This is a genomic window from Leucobacter sp. wl10 (assembly GCF_003569785.1).
Taxonomy (GTDB): domain Bacteria; phylum Actinomycetota; class Actinomycetes; order Actinomycetales; family Microbacteriaceae; genus Leucobacter.
Map to the genome: position 1 here is coordinate 68,621 of NZ_KZ983989.1, position 14,588 is coordinate 83,208.

Sequence of the window (14,588 nt, forward strand, 5' to 3'; positions counted from 1 at the left end):
CGCGAGCCGCACGGCGGCGCGCGGGGGGTCCCGCGGCGCCGCCGAAGCCCATCGAGGTGCGCCTTTCTGACGCCTCGCGTCGATGGAAGCGCCCGAAAGGCGCACACGGATCGCGGGCCCGGATCGCGGGGCCGGATCGCGGGGCCGGATCGCGGGCCCCGATCGCGAGACGGGATCGCGAGACGGGATCGCGCCGCTACTCGGCGGCGTGCCGCCCGCGCGCCTCCCCGCGCAGTTCGCGGGGCAGCAGCTCGGGCCGCACGCGCCGGGTGCGCTCGATGCGCTGCTCGCTCCGCCAGGCCCCGACCGCGGCGTGGTCGCCGCTCAGCAGCACCGGCGGCACCTCGCGCCCCCGCCACTCGGCCGGCCTGGTGTAGCTCGGGTATTCGAGGAGGCCCTCCTCCTCGTGGGACTCCTCGACGAGGCTCTCGGGGTTGCCCACCACGCCCGGCAGCAGCCGCCCGATCGCCTCGATCATGGCGATCGCGGCGACCTCTCCTCCGTTGAGCACGTAGTCGCCGATGCTCAGCAGGCGCACCCGCCCGCGCTCGGAGTACTCGTCGAAGACGCGCTGGTCGATGCCCTCGTACCGGCCGCAGCCGAAGACCAGGTGGCGCTCCCGAGCGAGCGAGCGCGCCGTGCGCTGCGTGAAGACCTCGCCCGCGGGCGAGGGGAAGATGAGGAGCGGATCGGGATCGGCGCCGTCGGAGCCGAGGATCCCGTCGAGCATCTCCCCCCAGGGCTCGGGCTTCATCACCATGCCCGCGCCGCCCCCGGCGGGAGTGTCGTCGACCGTGCGGTGCCGATCGTGCGCGGCGTCGCGCAGGTCGTGCACGCGCACGTCGATGAGGCCCCGCTGCCTCGCCCTGCCGAGCAGCGACAGGTCGAGCGCGTCGAAGTAGCCGGGGAAGATCGAGACGACATCGATCCTCATCCGGGGTCCTTCCCCGGAGCGTCCTCGAACAGGCCGGGGGGCGGGGTCACCCGCACCGCGCCGGCCTCGACATCGACGCCCGGCACGATGGCCTCGACGAACGGCACCAGCACGGTGCCCCGATCGGTCGTCACGGCGAGCAGATCCTGCGCCGGGAGGTGCTGCACCTCGGCGACCACGCCCAGCACCTCGAGTTCGCCGGACTCGCGCTCGCGCACCACGTCGAGCCCGACCAGCTGGTGATCGTACCAGGCGTCCTCCTCCTCGCCCTCGGCGACGGCCCGCTCGTCGATCCAGAGGATCGCGCGCACGATGCCCTCGGCCGCGGTGCGGTCGGGGAGCTCCTCGAAGAATCCCACCGGCGACTCGTTGAACCAGCGCAGCTCGCGCATCGTGATGGTGCGCCCGAACCACGGCGAGTCTTCGGGCACCTGCAGGTGGAAGACCGCGCCGGGCACGAAGCGCAGCTCGGGGTTGTCGGTGAAGAGCTCGAGTTTGATGCCGCCCTTCAGGCCGTGGGGCTTGGTGAGGCGGCCGACGCGCAAACTCCCCGCCCCGCTAGCGGGACGGGGAGCTCGCGCACGCTCTCGCGCATCGGCCATCAGGCGGCGTCCTCGTCGGCGCCCCGGTCCGTGTCCACCACGTCGACGCGCACGCGACCGGTCTCGGACAGCGCCGAGACGAGGGTGCGCAGCGAGGAGGCGGTGCGCCCGCCGCGGCCGATCACGCGACCCAGATCGCCGGGGTGCACGTGCACCTCGAGCACTTCGCCGCGAGCGGTGTCGCGCGAGTCCACGCGCACGCGCTCCGGGTGATCCACGATCCCCCGCACCAGGTGGTCGAGCGCCTCGGCCAGTGCCTGCTCAGCCAAGAGGATTAGCCCTCGCTGGTCTCGGCGGCGGCCTCCTCGGCCGGCGCCTCGGCAGCCGGGGCCTCGGCGGGCTTCTCCGACTTGGGGCGCAGCACCGGCTTCTTGGCGGCGTCGGCCTCGAACACGGACTTGGCCTCGGGGGTCTGCACTCGCGACTCGGTGGAGCCCTCGCCCGTGAACTTGCCCCAGTCGCCGGTCAGCTTGAGGATCGCGGCCACCTGCTCGGTGGGCTGCGCGCCGACGCCGAGCCAGTACTGGGCGCGGTCCGAGTCGACCTCGATGAGCGAGGGGTTCTCGGTCGGGTGGTACTTGCCGATCTCCTCGATCACGCGGCCGTCGCGCTTGGTGCGCGAGTCGGCGACGACGATGCGGTAGTAGGGCGCGCGGATCTTGCCGAGGCGCTTCAGACGGATCTTGACAGCCATGAATGACTCCTTGAGTAGAGGTGGTACGACGCCGGCCCGGAGCGGGCGCGGAAGCCTACACGCGCGTGGCGCGCGAACCCGACCATCCTCCCACACGGGGAGCTAAATAGCAATTTTCGTCACGAACAGGGATTTTAGAGCCTTCATGGGACGGGTTCGCTCCGGCAGAAGCGCCACGCGCCGAGCGCGGTGAGCGCGACGATCCAGGCGAGCGCGACGAGCGCTCCCGGAGCGGGGCCGAGCCAGTCGCCCGGCCCGGCGTCGGGCAGGTACAGCGCCGCCGCGGCCCGATCCGGCAGCCACCTCGCGAACGCTCCGAGCCCGGCGAGCACCGGCGACACCAGCAGCACGAGCGCGAGCGTCGACGTCAGCGCCGGCACCGGGCCGCGCAGCAGCAGCGCGACCGCGTGCGCGAGCAGGCCCATCAGCGCCAGGTAGAGCGCGGCGCCGAGCACCCTGCCGCCGCCGGCGAGCGGATCCGGCGCCCCGTCGCCGGTCGCGATCCCCGCGCCCCACGCGGCGCCCAGCGCGGCCGCCGTCGCCAGCGCCCCGGCGAGCAGCGACGCCGCCGCGGCGACCGCGGTCTTCGCCGCGATCACGGCGCCGCGCGACGGCACGGCGACGAGGCTCGTGCGCAGCTGGCGCCCCGCGTACTCCTGGGTGACGGGCAGCACGCCGAGCAGGATCGCCCCCGCCTGCGCGAGCGGCACCGCTCCGGCGACGGCGTCGGCCGCCGGGATCGGGGGCTCCTGCGCGGCCAGCGCCCCCGCGATCGCGCCGGCGAGGATCGCCGTGCCGAGCACCGTGAGCGGAGCGGCGGGCAGAGTGCGCAGCTTCGCCGCCTCCGCTGCGACGGCCCGCCCCAGCCCGCTCACGCGTCCCGCCGCGCGAACACGACGGCCGCGATCCCGAGCAGCAGCGCCGCCCACGCGGCCATCACGAGCCCGCCGGGGCCGGCGTCGAGCGCGCCCTCCATCATCGAGAGGTCGCCGAAGAGCCGCTGGCCCGCCGCGTCGGGCAGCCAGAACGCGAGCGGCGTCACCCGCGAGAGCAGGATCGACACCGACACGACCGAGCTGTTGGCGATGAGCACGACGAGCGGGATCATGACGGTGCGGGCGAGCGCGGTGATCGCGATCGCCATGACCGCGGTCAGCGCCCAGTAGAGCGCCGCGCCCGCCGACCGGGCGGCGGCCTCGCCGAAGCCCGGGGTCGGGACGGCGGCGTCGCCGAGCATGACGGCGGCGATGCCCGTGCTGAGCGGGATCGCGACCGCCGCGGAGAGCGCGACGAGCAGGACCACGACGGCGGTCTTCGCCAGCAGCACGCCCGTTCGGCCGGGCATCGCGGCGAGCGTGGTGGTGATCTGCCGCCCGCCGCCCGCATCGGTGCTGGCCGCGGTGTACTCGCTGCCGATGGCCACGACGCCGAGCACGACCGCGCCGACGGTTCCGAGCGGCATGCCCGAGTATCCGGTCTCGAACGGCGACAGCAGCCCGCGGTCCCACACGTCGCCCGAGGCGATGGCCGACCGCGCGTAGTTCGCGTTGAGCACGGTGATCGCCGCGGTGCCGAGGATCGTGACGGCGAGCGCGACCCAGGTCGAGGGCAGCGTCAGGGTCTTGTGCAGCTCGGCCGCGAGCGGGCGAAGGCCCCTCATCGCCGCTCTCCCCGGCCGTCGGTGAGGGCGAAGAAGGCTTCCTCGAGGGTCGGGTGGCCCGCGGTGACCTCGCCGAGGGTCCCGCGGGCGACGATGCGCCCGCCGGCGATGACCGCGAGGTCGTCGGCCACGTCGGCCACCTCGCTCATGAGGTGGCTCGACAGCAGCACGGTGCCGCCCCGGTCGGCGTGTTCGCGGAGCAGCCCTCTCATCCAGCGGATGCCCTCGGGATCGAGGCCGTTGACCGGCTCGTCGAGCACGAGCGCCTCGGGGTCTCCGAGCAGCGCGGCGGCGAGCCCGAGGCGCTGCCCCATGCCCAGCGAGAACTGGCCGACGCGCATCCGGGCGGCGTCGGCCAGCCCCACCTGCTGCAGCGCCTCGTCCACGCGGCGGCGCGGGATCCCTCCGGCGCGTGCGATCCACAGCAGGTGGTCGCGGGCTCGGCGCGAACGGTGCGCGCCCGAGCCGTCGAGCATCGATCCGACGACCCGCAGCGGTTCGCGCAGTCGGCGGTAGGGGGCGCCGTTCACGAGGGCGCGGCCGTCGTCGGTGGCGTCGAGGCCGAGCAGCGTGCGCAGCGCCGACGACTTGCCGGCGCCGTTGGGTCCGAGGAAGGCGGTGACGCGCCCCGGCCGGGCCTCGAAGGCGACGCGGTCGAGCACGGTGCGCGCGCCGCGGCGCCTGGTGAGGTTGTCGAAGAGGAGCATGCCCCCATCCCAGCTCGGCGGGGGCGGTGCGGCATCGACCCGGGGTTCGATCATCGCGGCGCCGTCTCGGACCCGGGTCGGATCCGCCCGCCGCGCCGCACTGCCTAGACTCGGTGTCGTGCAGCACTCCGAACGCCCGGTCTGGCGGAGCCGAGCCCGGCTCGCCTCCGCGATCACGGTCGCCGTCGCGCTCTTCGCGATCTCCCTGCTGGGCGTCGATCGCCCCGAGCAGGCCTGGATGCCGCTCGCGGCGCTCGTCGTGATCGTGAGCGCGGCGTTCTGGGCGACGGCGCGGCGGGAGTGGCGGGAGCGGCGGATCCACGAGGAGCGGCTCACGGTGTGGGCGGCCGAGCGGGCCGCCCAGGAGGAGCGGCTGCGGATCGCGCGCGAACTGCACGATCTGGCCTCGCACGGCCTGGGTCTCATCACGGTGCGCGCCGCGGCCGCCGCGCGCGCCGCCGGAGACGACTCCGATGCGGAGCGCACGGCCGCGCTGCGAGACATCGAGCGCACGGGCCGCGAGGCCACGACGGAGCTGCGCCGCATGCTGGCGGTGCTCCGCTCGCGGGACGGCGGCGCGGCGCTCCTCCGCCCGGCCGAGACCCTCGCCGATCTGCCCGGCATCCTCGCGGTCGCCCGCGAGACCGGCCTCGAGGTCGAGGCGCGGCTTCCGGACCCGGATGAGCTCGGCGCCGTGTCGCCGGGCGTGCAGCTCGCGGTCTGCGCGATCGCGCGCGAGGCGCTCACCAACGCCGCTCGCCACGCCGGTCCGACTGCGGTGAGCGTGGCGCTCGAGCGCTCGAGCGGCGAGGTGGTGGTCGAGATCCGGGATCGGGGCGCGGCGGCGTGCTGGGCTCCCGCTCCGGGCGCGGGCTTCGGCCTACTGGGCCTCCGCGAGCGGGTGACGGCGCTCGGCGGCCGCCTCGAGACCGGCCCCACCGCGAGCGGCTTCCGCGTGCTGGCCCGCATTCCCGACCGGAGCGCCTCGTGAGCGCGGACGCCGCGGGCGCCGCGGGAACCGCGGGCGCCGGCGATCTCCGCGTGCTGGTCGTCGACGACCAGCCGCTGATCCGGCACAGCCTGAGGCTGATCATCGACGGCGAGGCGGGCATGGCCGTCGCGGGCGAGGCCTCGAGCGGCGCGGAGGCGGTCGCCGAGGCGGCGAGGCAGCGGCCCGACCTCGTGCTCATGGACATCCGCATGCCGGGCGGCGACGGCATCGAGGCCACCCGGCGCATCGCCGCGGACCCCTCGCTCGCCGGCACGCGGGTGCTGGTGCTCAGCATGTTCGAGCTCGACGAGTACGTCGACGCCGCGCTCCGCGCCGGCGCGAGCGGCTTCCTGCTCAAGGACGCCCCTCCCGAGCGCCTCGTCGACGCGATCCGGCGCACCGGGGCCGGAGAGTCGCTGTTCGCGCCGACGATCCTCACCCGGCTCGTCGAGGAGTACCTGGACCGCCACGCCCCCGTCTCCCCCGACGGGCTGAGCCCGCTCACGGCGCGCGAGGTCGAGGTGCTGGCACTGATCGGCCGCGGCCTGTCGAACGAGGAGATCACGCGCGAACTGGTGATCTCGATGGGCACCGCGAAGAGCCACATCGGCAGCATACGCGCGAAGCTGCACGCACGCGACCGGGCGCAGCTCGTGATCGCCGCCTACGAGCACGGCCTGGTGCGGCCGGGCGCTGAGGAGCCCTAGAAGTTGGCGACGTTGCGCGGGCGCTCGCCCTTCCGGCCCCGGTGAATGAGCGCCGCGATCCAGGTCACCAGCCACAGCCCGACCCCGATCGCCAGCAGCCCTCCCGCGATCTCGTACTGGATCCAGTCCTCCCGGCTGCGCGCCCACGGCCCCGCGAGGAAGAGCGAGAGCAGGGCGCCGAGGATCGGCACGACCGTCGGGGCGCGGAACGCGCCCTCCGGGGTCGGGTCGCGGCGCAGCACGAGCAGGGCGACGTTGACGACCGCGAAGACGCAGAGCAGCAGCAGGCCCGTCGTGCCGCCGAGCGCGCCGACGATGCCGCTCTCCGAGTTGGCGTTGACGTAGACCACCAGGCCCACGGCCAGCGCGGTGCTGAACAGGATCGCCGCCCAGGGCGAGCGGCGCTTCGGCAGGACGACGCTGAGGAAGGCGGGCAGCACGTCCTGCCTGGCCATGCCGTAGAGCAGCCGGCTCGCCATCAGCATGTTGATGAGCGCCGTGTTGACGACCGCGAACACCGTGAGGAACGGGAAGATCGCGTCGACGGGGATGCCGGGGGCGCCGATGCGCACCACGTCGAGCAGGATCCCCGCGTCGGGATTCTTGGGGTTGGTCAGCTCGCCGGTCGGGATCACCATGATCACCGTCACCGCGACCAGCATGTAGACGATCGCGCAGATGCCGAGGCCCGTGAGCATGATCCGGGGGAAGTCGCGCTGCGGGTTCTTGCACTCCTCCACGAGGTTCACCGAGTCCTCGAAGCCGACCATGGCGAAGAAGGCGATCGCCGTCGCCATCGTCACCGCGGCGAAGACCCCGCGATCCTCGGGCGTCTCGAACACGACGAGCCGGCCGATGTCGCCGCCCCCGTTCACGATCGCGACGAATCCGATCAGGATCACCGCGGCCATGATGGCGAGCGTCACGAGGGTCAGTACGAGGTTGAACTTGACGCTCTCGCCGACGCCCCGCAGGTTGATGAGGGCGAGGATCACGATGATCGCGATCGCGGCGATCATCGTGGCCGTCGCGTCCTGCGGGGTCCCCTCGACGAACTGGCCGACGCCGATGAGCAGGTTCTTGCCGACGAGGGTCGACGAGGTCGCGGCACTCGTGATGCCCGACGAGGCGACCGCGAAGGCGACGATGAACGTGAAGAAGTGCACCCCGAACGCCTTGTGCGTGTACAGCGCCGCCCCGGCCGCGAAGGGGTACTTGGTGACGAGCTCCAGGTACGAGAAGGCCGTCAGCGTGGCGATCACGAACGCCAGCAGGAACGGCAGCCAGGCCGCGCCGCCGACCTGGCCCGCCACGCGCCCCGTGATCGCGAAGATCCCGGCGCCGATGATGTCGCCGATGATGAGCAGGAGCAGCAGCTTCGGCCCGATGACCCTCTTGAGGCCGGTGCCGTGCTCAGCACCCTCGAGCGACACGACCGCCTCGGTGTCCAGCTTCGCCATGGTCCAGCCCCCTGTGCATCGTCGCCGAGTCCCGGGAGGTGCCCGAAACCAATTCAGAGCACTTACTGTACCTTAGCGAAGCCCCTTGCCGAGCATCTGCTGCAGCTTGGCGAGATCCTCCTCCGTGGGCTGCGCGCCGGCTCCCGCGCCGAGACCGAATCCGGCGCCGGCGCCCTGCGCCGGCTTGGCCGCGACGCCCGCGGCCTCCTGCGCCCGCTTCGCGGGGTTGCCCGAGCGCTTGGCGCCCTTGCCCTTGCCCTGCTGCTTCTTCCTGCCGCCGTGGCCGCCCATGCCCGGCACGGGGCCCATGCCCGGGATCTGCGGCACGCCGCCGCGCGCCACCGTCTTCATCATCTTCGCGGCCTGGTCGAAGCGCTGCACGAGCTGGTTGACGTCGGTCACCGTCATGCCCGAGCCCTTGGCGATGCGCAGCCGGCGCGAGCCGTTGAGGATCTTCGGGTGCTCGCGCTCCTCACGCGTCATCGACTGGATGATCGCCTCGGTGCGCACGATCTCGCGCTCGTCGAAGCCGTCGAGCTGCTCCTTCATCTTGCCCATGCCGGGCAGCATGCCCATCATCTTCTTGAGGGAGCCCGCTTTGCGCAGCTGCTGCATCTGGCCGAGGAAATCGTCGAGGGTGAACGCGTCCTTCGCGATCTTCTCGGCGACCTTGCGGGCCTCATCCTCGTCGAACGCCTGCTGCGCCTGCTCGATGAGCGTGAGGATGTCGCCGAGGTCGAGGATGCGGCTCGCCATGCGGTCGGGGTGGAACGGCTCGAAGTCGCCGAGCCCCTCTCCCGTCGAGGCGAAGAGGATCGGGCGGCCGGTCGCGCCGCGGATCGAGAGCGCGGCGCCGCCACGCGAATCGCCGTCGAGCTTGGTGAGCACGACGCCCGTGAAGTCGACCCCCTCCTGGAACGCCTGGGCCGTCACCACCGCGTCCTGGCCGATCAGGGAGTCGACCACGAAGAGCACCTCGTCGGGGTCGGTCGCCCGCCGGATGTCGGAGGCCTGCTGCATCAGCTCGGCGTCGACGCCCAGGCGGCCCGCGGTGTCGATGATCACGAAGTCGTACTGCTTCGACTTCGCCTCGGCCACGCCGCTCTTCGCCACGCGCACGGGGTCTCCGACCCCGTTGCCCGGCTCGGGGGCGTAGATCGCGACGCCCGCCTGCTCGGCCACGACGCCCAGCTGGGTCACGGCGTTGGGGCGCTGCAGGTCGCACGCCACGAGAAGCGGCCGGTGCCCCTGCTCCCTCAGCCACCTGGCGAGCTTGCCCGCGAGCGTCGTCTTGCCCGCGCCCTGCAGCCCCGCGAGCATGATGACGGTGGGCGGGTTCTTCGCGAACTGCAGCCGTCGCTGCTCGCCGCCGAGAATGCCGACGAGCTCCTCGTTGACGATCTGCACGACCTGCTGGGCCGGGTTGAGCGCCTGGTTGACCTCGTCGCCGAGGGCCCGCTCGCGCACCGTCGCGGTGAACGCCTTGACGACGTCGAGGGCGACGTCGGCCTCGAGCAGGGCGCGGCGGATCTCGCGCACCGTGCCGTCGACGTCCGCGGCGGACAGCTTGCCCTTCGTGCGCAGGTTGGCGAAGGTCTTGGTCAGCCGCCCAGACAGGGTCCCGAAAGTAGCCATGATGCTGCTCAGTTTAGCCGACCAGCTGCTGCGCGAAGACGTGCGGGGTGAAGCCCGTGAGGTCGCCGATGCCCTCCCCCTGACCCACCAGCTTGATGGGCAGCCCCGTCTTCTGCTGCACCGACAGCACGAAGCCGCCCTTGGCCGATCCGTCGAGCTTCGTCAGCACGAGGCCGGTGACTCCGGCGTGCTCGATGAACGCCTCCGCCTGCGCCAGCCCGTTCTGCCCCGTCGTCGCGTCGAGCACCAGCAGCACCTCGGCGACGGGGGCCTGCTTCTCGATGACGCGCCGCACCTTGGCCAGCTCGTCCATGAGGCCGCCCTTGGTCTGCAGCCGGCCGGCGGTGTCGATGATGGCGATGTCGTAGCCCTCGTTCTTCGCCCGCTCCACGGTCTGGAACGCGACCGACGCGGGATCCTGCCCCTGCTGCTGCGGCTTCACGATGTCGACGCCCGCCCGCTCGGCCCAGGTGCCGAGCTGTTCGACGGCGGCGGCCCGGAAGGTGTCGGCGGCCCCCACGAGGATCTTCTTGTCGAAGGCGGTGAGGTAGTTCGCGAACTTGCCGATGGTGGTCGTCTTGCCCACGCCGTTGACGCCCACCACGAGGATCACGGCCGGCCGCTCGGAGAGGCGGAGCGTGGGGTCGTGGGCCGCCAGGCGCTCCTCGATCGCGTCCCGCAGCATGCCGCGCATCTGCTTCACCTCGGTCACGCGGTGCCGCTCGACGTCGGCGCGCAGCTGATCGAGGATCGAGTCCGTGATGTCGGGCCCGAAGTCGGCGGTGATGAGCGCCGACTCCAGATCGTCCCAGGTCTCCTCGGTGATGAGCTCGGGACCGCTGAAGATGCTGCGGAACGCTTTCGAGAAGGACCAGGATCGCTCAGCCATGCCACGATCCTACCGTCGGGCGGCGACAATATCCGCCGCCCGAGCGCCCTCCGCGCTGTGCCGGCCCGACAACGAAACCGACACGCCAGTGGGCCGGCCCGTGCACGGTGCGAGGTGTCGGTATATATTTGGGCGACACCGTTGCCGAGCGGCGCCTCGTGCTGCGCCCACAATTCATTGACCACTGGAGGTCCAGTGAATCCGAAGCCCCAGCGAAGACGAACCGCATCGAGGGGACTGCTCCTCGTCATCATCACCGGGCTGCTGGCCGCGTTGGGAGTGGGGGCTCTCGCCTCGCCCGCGTTCGGGGCCGACTGCACGCCGGACGCCTCCACGGCGTGCGTGCAGGGCGTGATCAAGCTGAGCACCGGGGAGCCAGCGCCCGACATCTCGGTGTCGCTCACCGGCGGTTCGGGCGAGCAGCAGGCCACGACGGACGAGAACGGACGCTGGGTGTTCAGCGTGACCGAGGCCGGGACCTACACCGTCGAGGTCGACGAGGCGTCGCTGCCGGAGGGGGAGTTCTTCAAGAGCCTCAGCAGCCGCGAGGTGCAGGTGCAGCTCAACAACCAGGCGAGCGCGCTGTTCCCCCTCACCGACGATCCGGAGGCGGCGCAGGCCGCGGGCGAAGCGGCGGATTCCGGCGAACAGGCGGCGAGTTCGGCGGGCGGCTTCTCGTGGGCGCGCTTCTGGCAGCAGTTCGTGTCGGGCATCCGCATGGGGCTGCTCATCGCTCTCGCGTCGCTCGGGCTCTCGCTCGTGTTCGGGACGACGGGGCTCAGCAACTTCGCGCAGGGCGAGATGGTCACGATGGGCGGTCTCCTCGCCGCCGCGTTCATGGGTCTCACGGGCAATCTCTGGCTGGCCGGGATCATGGCCGTCGCCGTCTCGGCCCTCTTCGGCTGGACGCAGGACAAGATCCTGTGGAAACCGCTGCGGAGGAGACGGCTGAGCCTGATGCAGCTGATGATCGTGTCGATCGGCCTGTCGATCACGCTGCAGTACGTCTTCCAGTTCTTCTTCGGCTCGGGCGTCGTGCGCATCGACCGGAGCACGGCCGCGACCGTGACGATCGCGGGGGTCACGCTCACCGTGCAGTCGTACGTCGCGATGGCGATCTCGCTGCTCGCGATCGTCGCCGTCGGGCTGGGATTGATGTACACCCGCTTCGGCCGCGCGACCCGCGCGATCTCGGACAACCCGGCGCTCGCCCGGGCCTCCGGCATCGACGTCGACCGGGTCATCAACGTGGTGTGGATCGTGGGCGGCGGCCTCGCCGGTCTCGCCGGCGTGTTCTTCGGGCTCGTGTTCAACGGGCTCAACTGGTTCACCGGCGGCACGATGCTGCTCATGTTCTTCGCGGCGGTGACCCTCGGCGGGCTCGGCACCGCGTTCGGCGCGTTCGTCGGCTCGATGATCATCGGCATGATGGTGGAGCTCACCAACATCTGGCTTCCCGGTGACCTGAAGTACGCGACGGCGCTGCTTCTCCTCATCCTGATCCTGCTGGTCCGTCCGCAGGGCATCTTCGGCCGCAGAGAGCGGATCGGCTAGGAGCGCATCATGGAATTCTGGACTGGACTCCTGCAGAACATGCTGCAGACCGCGATCGCCCCGACCACCGCGGCCTTCGTGCTCGCGGCGATCGGCCTCAACGTGCACTTCGGCTTCACCGGCCTCATGAACATGGGACAGGCGGGTTTCATGCTCGTCGGCGCCTACGGCTTCGGCATCTCGGCCGTCATGGGCGCCGACTTCTGGGTCGCCCTGCTGATCGCGATCGGGGCGGCGGTGGTGTTCGCCCTCATCCTCGGCATTCCGACGCTGAAACTGCGCGGGGACTACCTGGCGATCGTCACGATCTCGGCGGCGGAGATCATCCGCATGGTGGTGAAGCTCGCCGCGCTGCAGGACATCACCGGCGGCCCGAGCGGCATCTCCGGCCAGAAGTACCGGCCGATCTTCACCGAGCTCTCGCCCCTCCCCGATGGACGGACCACGATCCTCGGCATCACCTACGCGAACACCGGCGTCGACGACTGGTGGACGCGCATCGTCGCGTGGGCACTCGTCGCCGTCTTCATCCTCGTCACTTGGGCGCTCATGCGCAGCCCCTGGGGCCGGGTGCTCAAGGGCATCCGCGAGGACGAGGACGCGGTGCGCAGCCTCGGCAAGAGCTCCTACGCCTACAAGATGCAGGCGCTCATCATCGGCGGGGTGATGGGCGCGCTCGGCGGCATCGTGATGGCGCTGCCCGCGGCGATGCAGCCGGACTCGATGGGGCGTCCCACCACGTTCAACCTCTGGATGATCATGCTGCTCGGCGGGGCGGCCACCATCTTCGGCCCCCTGCTCGGCAGCATCCTCTTCTTCGTGGTGCGTCTGGTCCTCACGAGCTTCGCCGGCGAGTTCATCCCGAGCTCGGTGCTGAACGCGCAGCAGACCGAGCAGCTGGCCTGGATCCTGATCGGCATCTCGCTCATTCTGCTGGTGGTCTTCAGACCGCAGGGCATACTCGGCAATAAGAAGGAGCTGTCGTTCAATGTCTGAGTCCGTAGCGCCGACCTCCTCGGCGGATCCGACCTACCCCTACGACCGGCAGGCGCTCCGCGCGACGCTGCGCACGCTGGAGCAGGTGCCCGGCGTAGCGAAGCCCGACCCGATCCTCGCCGTGGACCACATCGAGCGGCACTTCGGCGGTCTGACCGCGGTCGACGTCGGTCACCTCGAGGTGCAGCGCGGCGCGATCACCGCGCTCATCGGGCCCAACGGTGCGGGCAAGACCACGTTCTTCAATCTCATCACGGGCTTCGATCGTCCGTCGAACACCCCGCGGCTCATCGGCGGCGGAGACGCGAAGTGGTCGTTCAACGGTCGCTCCCTCGGTCGCACCGGCGCGTCGCAGGTCGCCCGCGCGGGCATGGTGCGCACCTTCCAGCTCACCAAGGCGCTCAGCCGCATGACCGTGCTCGAGAACATGCTCATCGGCGCGAACAACCAGCCCGGAGAGAACCTCTTCGTGGGCCTCATCAGGCCGCTCTGGGCGGCGCGCGAACGCGAGAACATCGCGCGGGCCGAGGAACTGCTCGCGCGGTTCAAGCTCGACGCCAAGAGGGACGACATGGCGGGCGACCTGTCGGGCGGGCAGAAGAAGCTGCTCGAGATGGCGCGCGCGCTCATGTCGAATCCGGCCATGATCATGCTCGACGAGCCGATGGCCGGAGTCAATCCGGCGCTCACCCAGAGCCTGCTCGACCACATCCAGGCCCTGCGCGACGAGGGCACGACCGTGCTCTTCGTGGAGCACGACATGCACATGGTGCGCCACATCTCCGACTGGGTCGTGGTCATGGCGCAGGGCCAGATCATCGCCGAGGGGCTCCCCGAGGACGTGATGACCAGCCAGGCCGTGGTCGACGCCTACCTCGGCGCGCACCACGACAAGGACCTCGGCGACGACGAGGCGCTCACGACGGGCGTGATCTCGGCCATCGCCCAGGAGGTCGAGGACGAGGAGGAGGCCCGATGAGCCAGCAGATGCAGGCCGAGCGCGATCTCGTGGTCAAGGCCGACAACGTCACCGCCGGGTACCTGCCCGGCATCAACATCCTGAACGGCTGCACGCTCGAGGCCTACGCGGGCGAGCTGATCGGCATCATCGGCCCCAACGGCGCCGGCAAGTCGACGCTCCTGAAGGCCCTGTTCGGCCTCGTGGACATCCGGGAGGGGACCGTCGCGCTCGCGGGCGAGGACATCACGAACGCGCCCACGAACCAGCTCGTGCGCAAGGGCATCGGCTTCGTACCGCAGACGAACAACGTGTTCCCCTCGCTCAGCATCGAGGAGAACCTGCAGATGGGCCTCTTCCTGAAGCCCAGGGACTTCGCCTCGCGCGCCGAGGAGATGTGGGAGCTGTTCCCCATGCTGGCCGAGCGGCGCAAGCAGCGCGCCGGATCGCTCTCGGGCGGCGAGCGTCAGTCGGTCGCGATGGCCCGCGCCCTCATGATGAACCCGAAGGTGCTGCTGCTCGACGAGCCGAGCGCGGGCCTCTCTCCGGTGCGGCAGGACGAGACCTTCATCCGCACCAGGCAGATCAACAAGACCGGCGTGACCATCATCATGGTCGAGCAGAACGCGCGGCGCTGCCTGCAGATCTGCGACCGCGCCTACGTGCTCGACCAGGGCCGCAACGCCTACGAGGGTCCGGGCCGCGAACTCGCGAACGACCCCAAGGTGATCGAGCTCTACCTCGGCACCCTCGCCGCCGACGTCGAGACGAAGGCGGCCGACGAGGGGGCGGGCGCGTGAC

Annotated in this window: 16 protein-coding genes; 6 read left to right on the forward strand and 10 right to left on the reverse strand. The window is 71.3% G+C overall.

All coding sequences use genetic code 11. The annotated features are described in order from the left end of the window. Nucleotides 1-196: 196 nt before the first annotated feature. The 7 genes from trmD to D1J51_RS04120 all read right to left on the reverse strand — a co-directional run bounded on the left by trmD (nucleotide 197) and on the right by D1J51_RS04120 (nucleotide 4,597). Nucleotides 197-934 carry a tRNA (guanosine(37)-N1)-methyltransferase TrmD gene (gene trmD / locus D1J51_RS04090; protein ID WP_119073917.1) on the reverse strand — a complete coding sequence of 246 codons (738 nt, stop codon included), beginning with the start codon at nucleotides 932-934 and terminating at the stop codon, nucleotides 197-199. Beyond that, nucleotides 931-1,536, reverse strand: coding sequence for a ribosome maturation factor RimM (rimM, locus tag D1J51_RS04095; protein WP_119073918.1), 606 nt, complete (start codon nucleotides 1,534-1,536; stop codon nucleotides 931-933). The genes trmD and rimM overlap by 4 nt, the downstream gene beginning before the upstream one ends. Next, nucleotides 1,536-1,805: an RNA-binding protein gene (locus D1J51_RS04100; RefSeq protein WP_205547700.1), complete on the reverse strand. Its 270-nt coding sequence runs from the start codon at nucleotides 1,803-1,805 to the stop codon at nucleotides 1,536-1,538. The genes rimM and D1J51_RS04100 overlap by 1 nt, the downstream gene beginning before the upstream one ends. A 5-nt stretch (nucleotides 1,806-1,810) precedes the next feature. Continuing rightward, nucleotides 1,811-2,230 (reverse strand): 30S ribosomal protein S16, encoded by a 420-nt coding sequence (gene rpsP, locus D1J51_RS04105; protein ID WP_119073919.1) that lies wholly within the window; start codon nucleotides 2,228-2,230, stop codon nucleotides 1,811-1,813. Between the two features lie 143 nt (nucleotides 2,231-2,373). Beyond that, entirely contained in the window at nucleotides 2,374-3,105 is a 732-nt protein-coding gene (locus tag D1J51_RS04110; RefSeq protein WP_119073920.1) for an ABC transporter permease, read from the reverse strand. Beyond that, complete coding sequence (locus tag D1J51_RS04115) at nucleotides 3,102-3,890, reverse strand: ABC transporter permease (RefSeq protein ID WP_119073921.1); 789 nt, start codon at nucleotides 3,888-3,890, stop codon at nucleotides 3,102-3,104. The genes D1J51_RS04110 and D1J51_RS04115 overlap by 4 nt, the downstream gene beginning before the upstream one ends. After that, complete coding sequence (locus D1J51_RS04120; protein WP_119073922.1) at nucleotides 3,887-4,597, reverse strand: ABC transporter ATP-binding protein; 711 nt, start codon at nucleotides 4,595-4,597, stop codon at nucleotides 3,887-3,889. Before D1J51_RS04120 ends, D1J51_RS04115 begins: the two co-directional genes overlap by 4 nt. A 118-nt stretch (nucleotides 4,598-4,715) precedes the next feature. Between D1J51_RS04120 and D1J51_RS04125 the strand changes: the two genes are divergently transcribed. Both D1J51_RS04125 and D1J51_RS04130 read left to right on the forward strand, forming a co-directional pair. Further along, nucleotides 4,716-5,588 carry a sensor histidine kinase gene (locus tag D1J51_RS04125; RefSeq protein ID WP_205547703.1) on the forward strand — a complete coding sequence of 291 codons (873 nt, stop codon included), beginning with the start codon at nucleotides 4,716-4,718 and terminating at the stop codon, nucleotides 5,586-5,588. Further along, nucleotides 5,585-6,295, forward strand: coding sequence for a response regulator (locus tag D1J51_RS04130; protein ID WP_119073924.1), 711 nt, complete (start codon nucleotides 5,585-5,587; stop codon nucleotides 6,293-6,295). Before D1J51_RS04125 ends, D1J51_RS04130 begins: the two co-directional genes overlap by 4 nt. Here D1J51_RS04130 and D1J51_RS04135 read toward each other — a convergent pair. The 3 genes from D1J51_RS04135 to ftsY form a co-directional block, all read right to left on the reverse strand. Beyond that, nucleotides 6,292-7,755 carry an APC family permease gene (locus tag D1J51_RS04135; RefSeq protein ID WP_119073925.1) on the reverse strand — a complete coding sequence of 488 codons (1,464 nt, stop codon included), beginning with the start codon at nucleotides 7,753-7,755 and terminating at the stop codon, nucleotides 6,292-6,294. The genes D1J51_RS04130 and D1J51_RS04135 overlap by 4 nt on opposite strands. A gap of 72 nt (nucleotides 7,756-7,827) precedes the next feature. Then, complete coding sequence (gene ffh, locus D1J51_RS04140; protein ID WP_119073926.1) at nucleotides 7,828-9,390, reverse strand: signal recognition particle protein; 1,563 nt, start codon at nucleotides 9,388-9,390, stop codon at nucleotides 7,828-7,830. Between the two features lie 13 nt (nucleotides 9,391-9,403). Then, a complete protein-coding gene (ftsY, locus tag D1J51_RS04145; protein WP_119073927.1) occupies nucleotides 9,404-10,279 on the reverse strand; it encodes a signal recognition particle-docking protein FtsY in 876 nt (291 codons plus the stop codon). A gap of 195 nt (nucleotides 10,280-10,474) precedes the next feature. On the opposite strand from ftsY, the gene D1J51_RS04150 reads away from it, so the two are divergent. The 4 genes from D1J51_RS04150 to D1J51_RS04165 are packed head-to-tail and all read left to right on the forward strand — an operon-like array spanning nucleotide 10,475 to nucleotide 14,587. Then, on the forward strand, nucleotides 10,475-11,833 hold the full coding sequence (locus D1J51_RS04150) for a branched-chain amino acid ABC transporter permease (protein ID WP_119073928.1): 1,359 nt from the start codon (nucleotides 10,475-10,477) through the stop codon (nucleotides 11,831-11,833). Nucleotides 11,834-11,842: 9 nt separating this feature from the next. Beyond that, a complete protein-coding gene (locus D1J51_RS04155) occupies nucleotides 11,843-12,829 on the forward strand; it encodes a branched-chain amino acid ABC transporter permease (RefSeq protein WP_119073929.1) in 987 nt (328 codons plus the stop codon). Beyond that, a complete protein-coding gene (locus D1J51_RS04160; RefSeq protein WP_119073930.1) occupies nucleotides 12,822-13,808 on the forward strand; it encodes an ABC transporter ATP-binding protein in 987 nt (328 codons plus the stop codon). Before D1J51_RS04155 ends, D1J51_RS04160 begins: the two co-directional genes overlap by 8 nt. Continuing rightward, nucleotides 13,805-14,587, forward strand: a complete 783-nt coding sequence (locus D1J51_RS04165) for an ABC transporter ATP-binding protein (protein ID WP_240422887.1) — start codon at nucleotides 13,805-13,807, stop codon at nucleotides 14,585-14,587. The genes D1J51_RS04160 and D1J51_RS04165 overlap by 4 nt, the downstream gene beginning before the upstream one ends. The last annotated feature ends 1 nt before the right edge of the window (nucleotide 14,588 follow it).

Bases quoted from the DNA above. Each gene is read 5' to 3' on its own strand.
- trmD (WP_119073917.1), bottom strand. From the start codon at position 934: ATGAGGATCGATGTCGTCTCGATCTTCCCCGGCTACTTCGACGCGCTC.
- rpsP (WP_119073919.1), bottom strand. From the start codon at position 2,230: ATGGCTGTCAAGATCCGTCTGAAGCGCCTCGGCAAGATCCGCGCGCCC.
- ffh (WP_119073926.1), bottom strand. From the start codon at position 9,390: ATGGCTACTTTCGGGACCCTGTCTGGGCGGCTGACCAAGACCTTCGCC.
- D1J51_RS04165 (WP_240422887.1), top strand. From the start codon at position 13,805: ATGAGCCAGCAGATGCAGGCCGAGCGCGATCTCGTGGTCAAGGCCGAC.
- D1J51_RS04155 (WP_119073929.1), top strand. From the start codon at position 11,843: ATGGAATTCTGGACTGGACTCCTGCAGAACATGCTGCAGACCGCGATC.
- rimM (WP_119073918.1), bottom strand. From the start codon at position 1,536: ATGGCCGATGCGCGAGAGCGTGCGCGAGCTCCCCGTCCCGCTAGCGGG.
- D1J51_RS04115 (WP_119073921.1), bottom strand. From the start codon at position 3,890: ATGAGGGGCCTTCGCCCGCTCGCGGCCGAGCTGCACAAGACCCTGACG.
- D1J51_RS04120 (WP_119073922.1), bottom strand. From the start codon at position 4,597: ATGCTCCTCTTCGACAACCTCACCAGGCGCCGCGGCGCGCGCACCGTG.
- D1J51_RS04135 (WP_119073925.1), bottom strand. From the start codon at position 7,755: ATGGCGAAGCTGGACACCGAGGCGGTCGTGTCGCTCGAGGGTGCTGAG.
- D1J51_RS04160 (WP_119073930.1), top strand. From the start codon at position 12,822: ATGTCTGAGTCCGTAGCGCCGACCTCCTCGGCGGATCCGACCTACCCC.
- ftsY (WP_119073927.1), bottom strand. From the start codon at position 10,279: ATGGCTGAGCGATCCTGGTCCTTCTCGAAAGCGTTCCGCAGCATCTTC.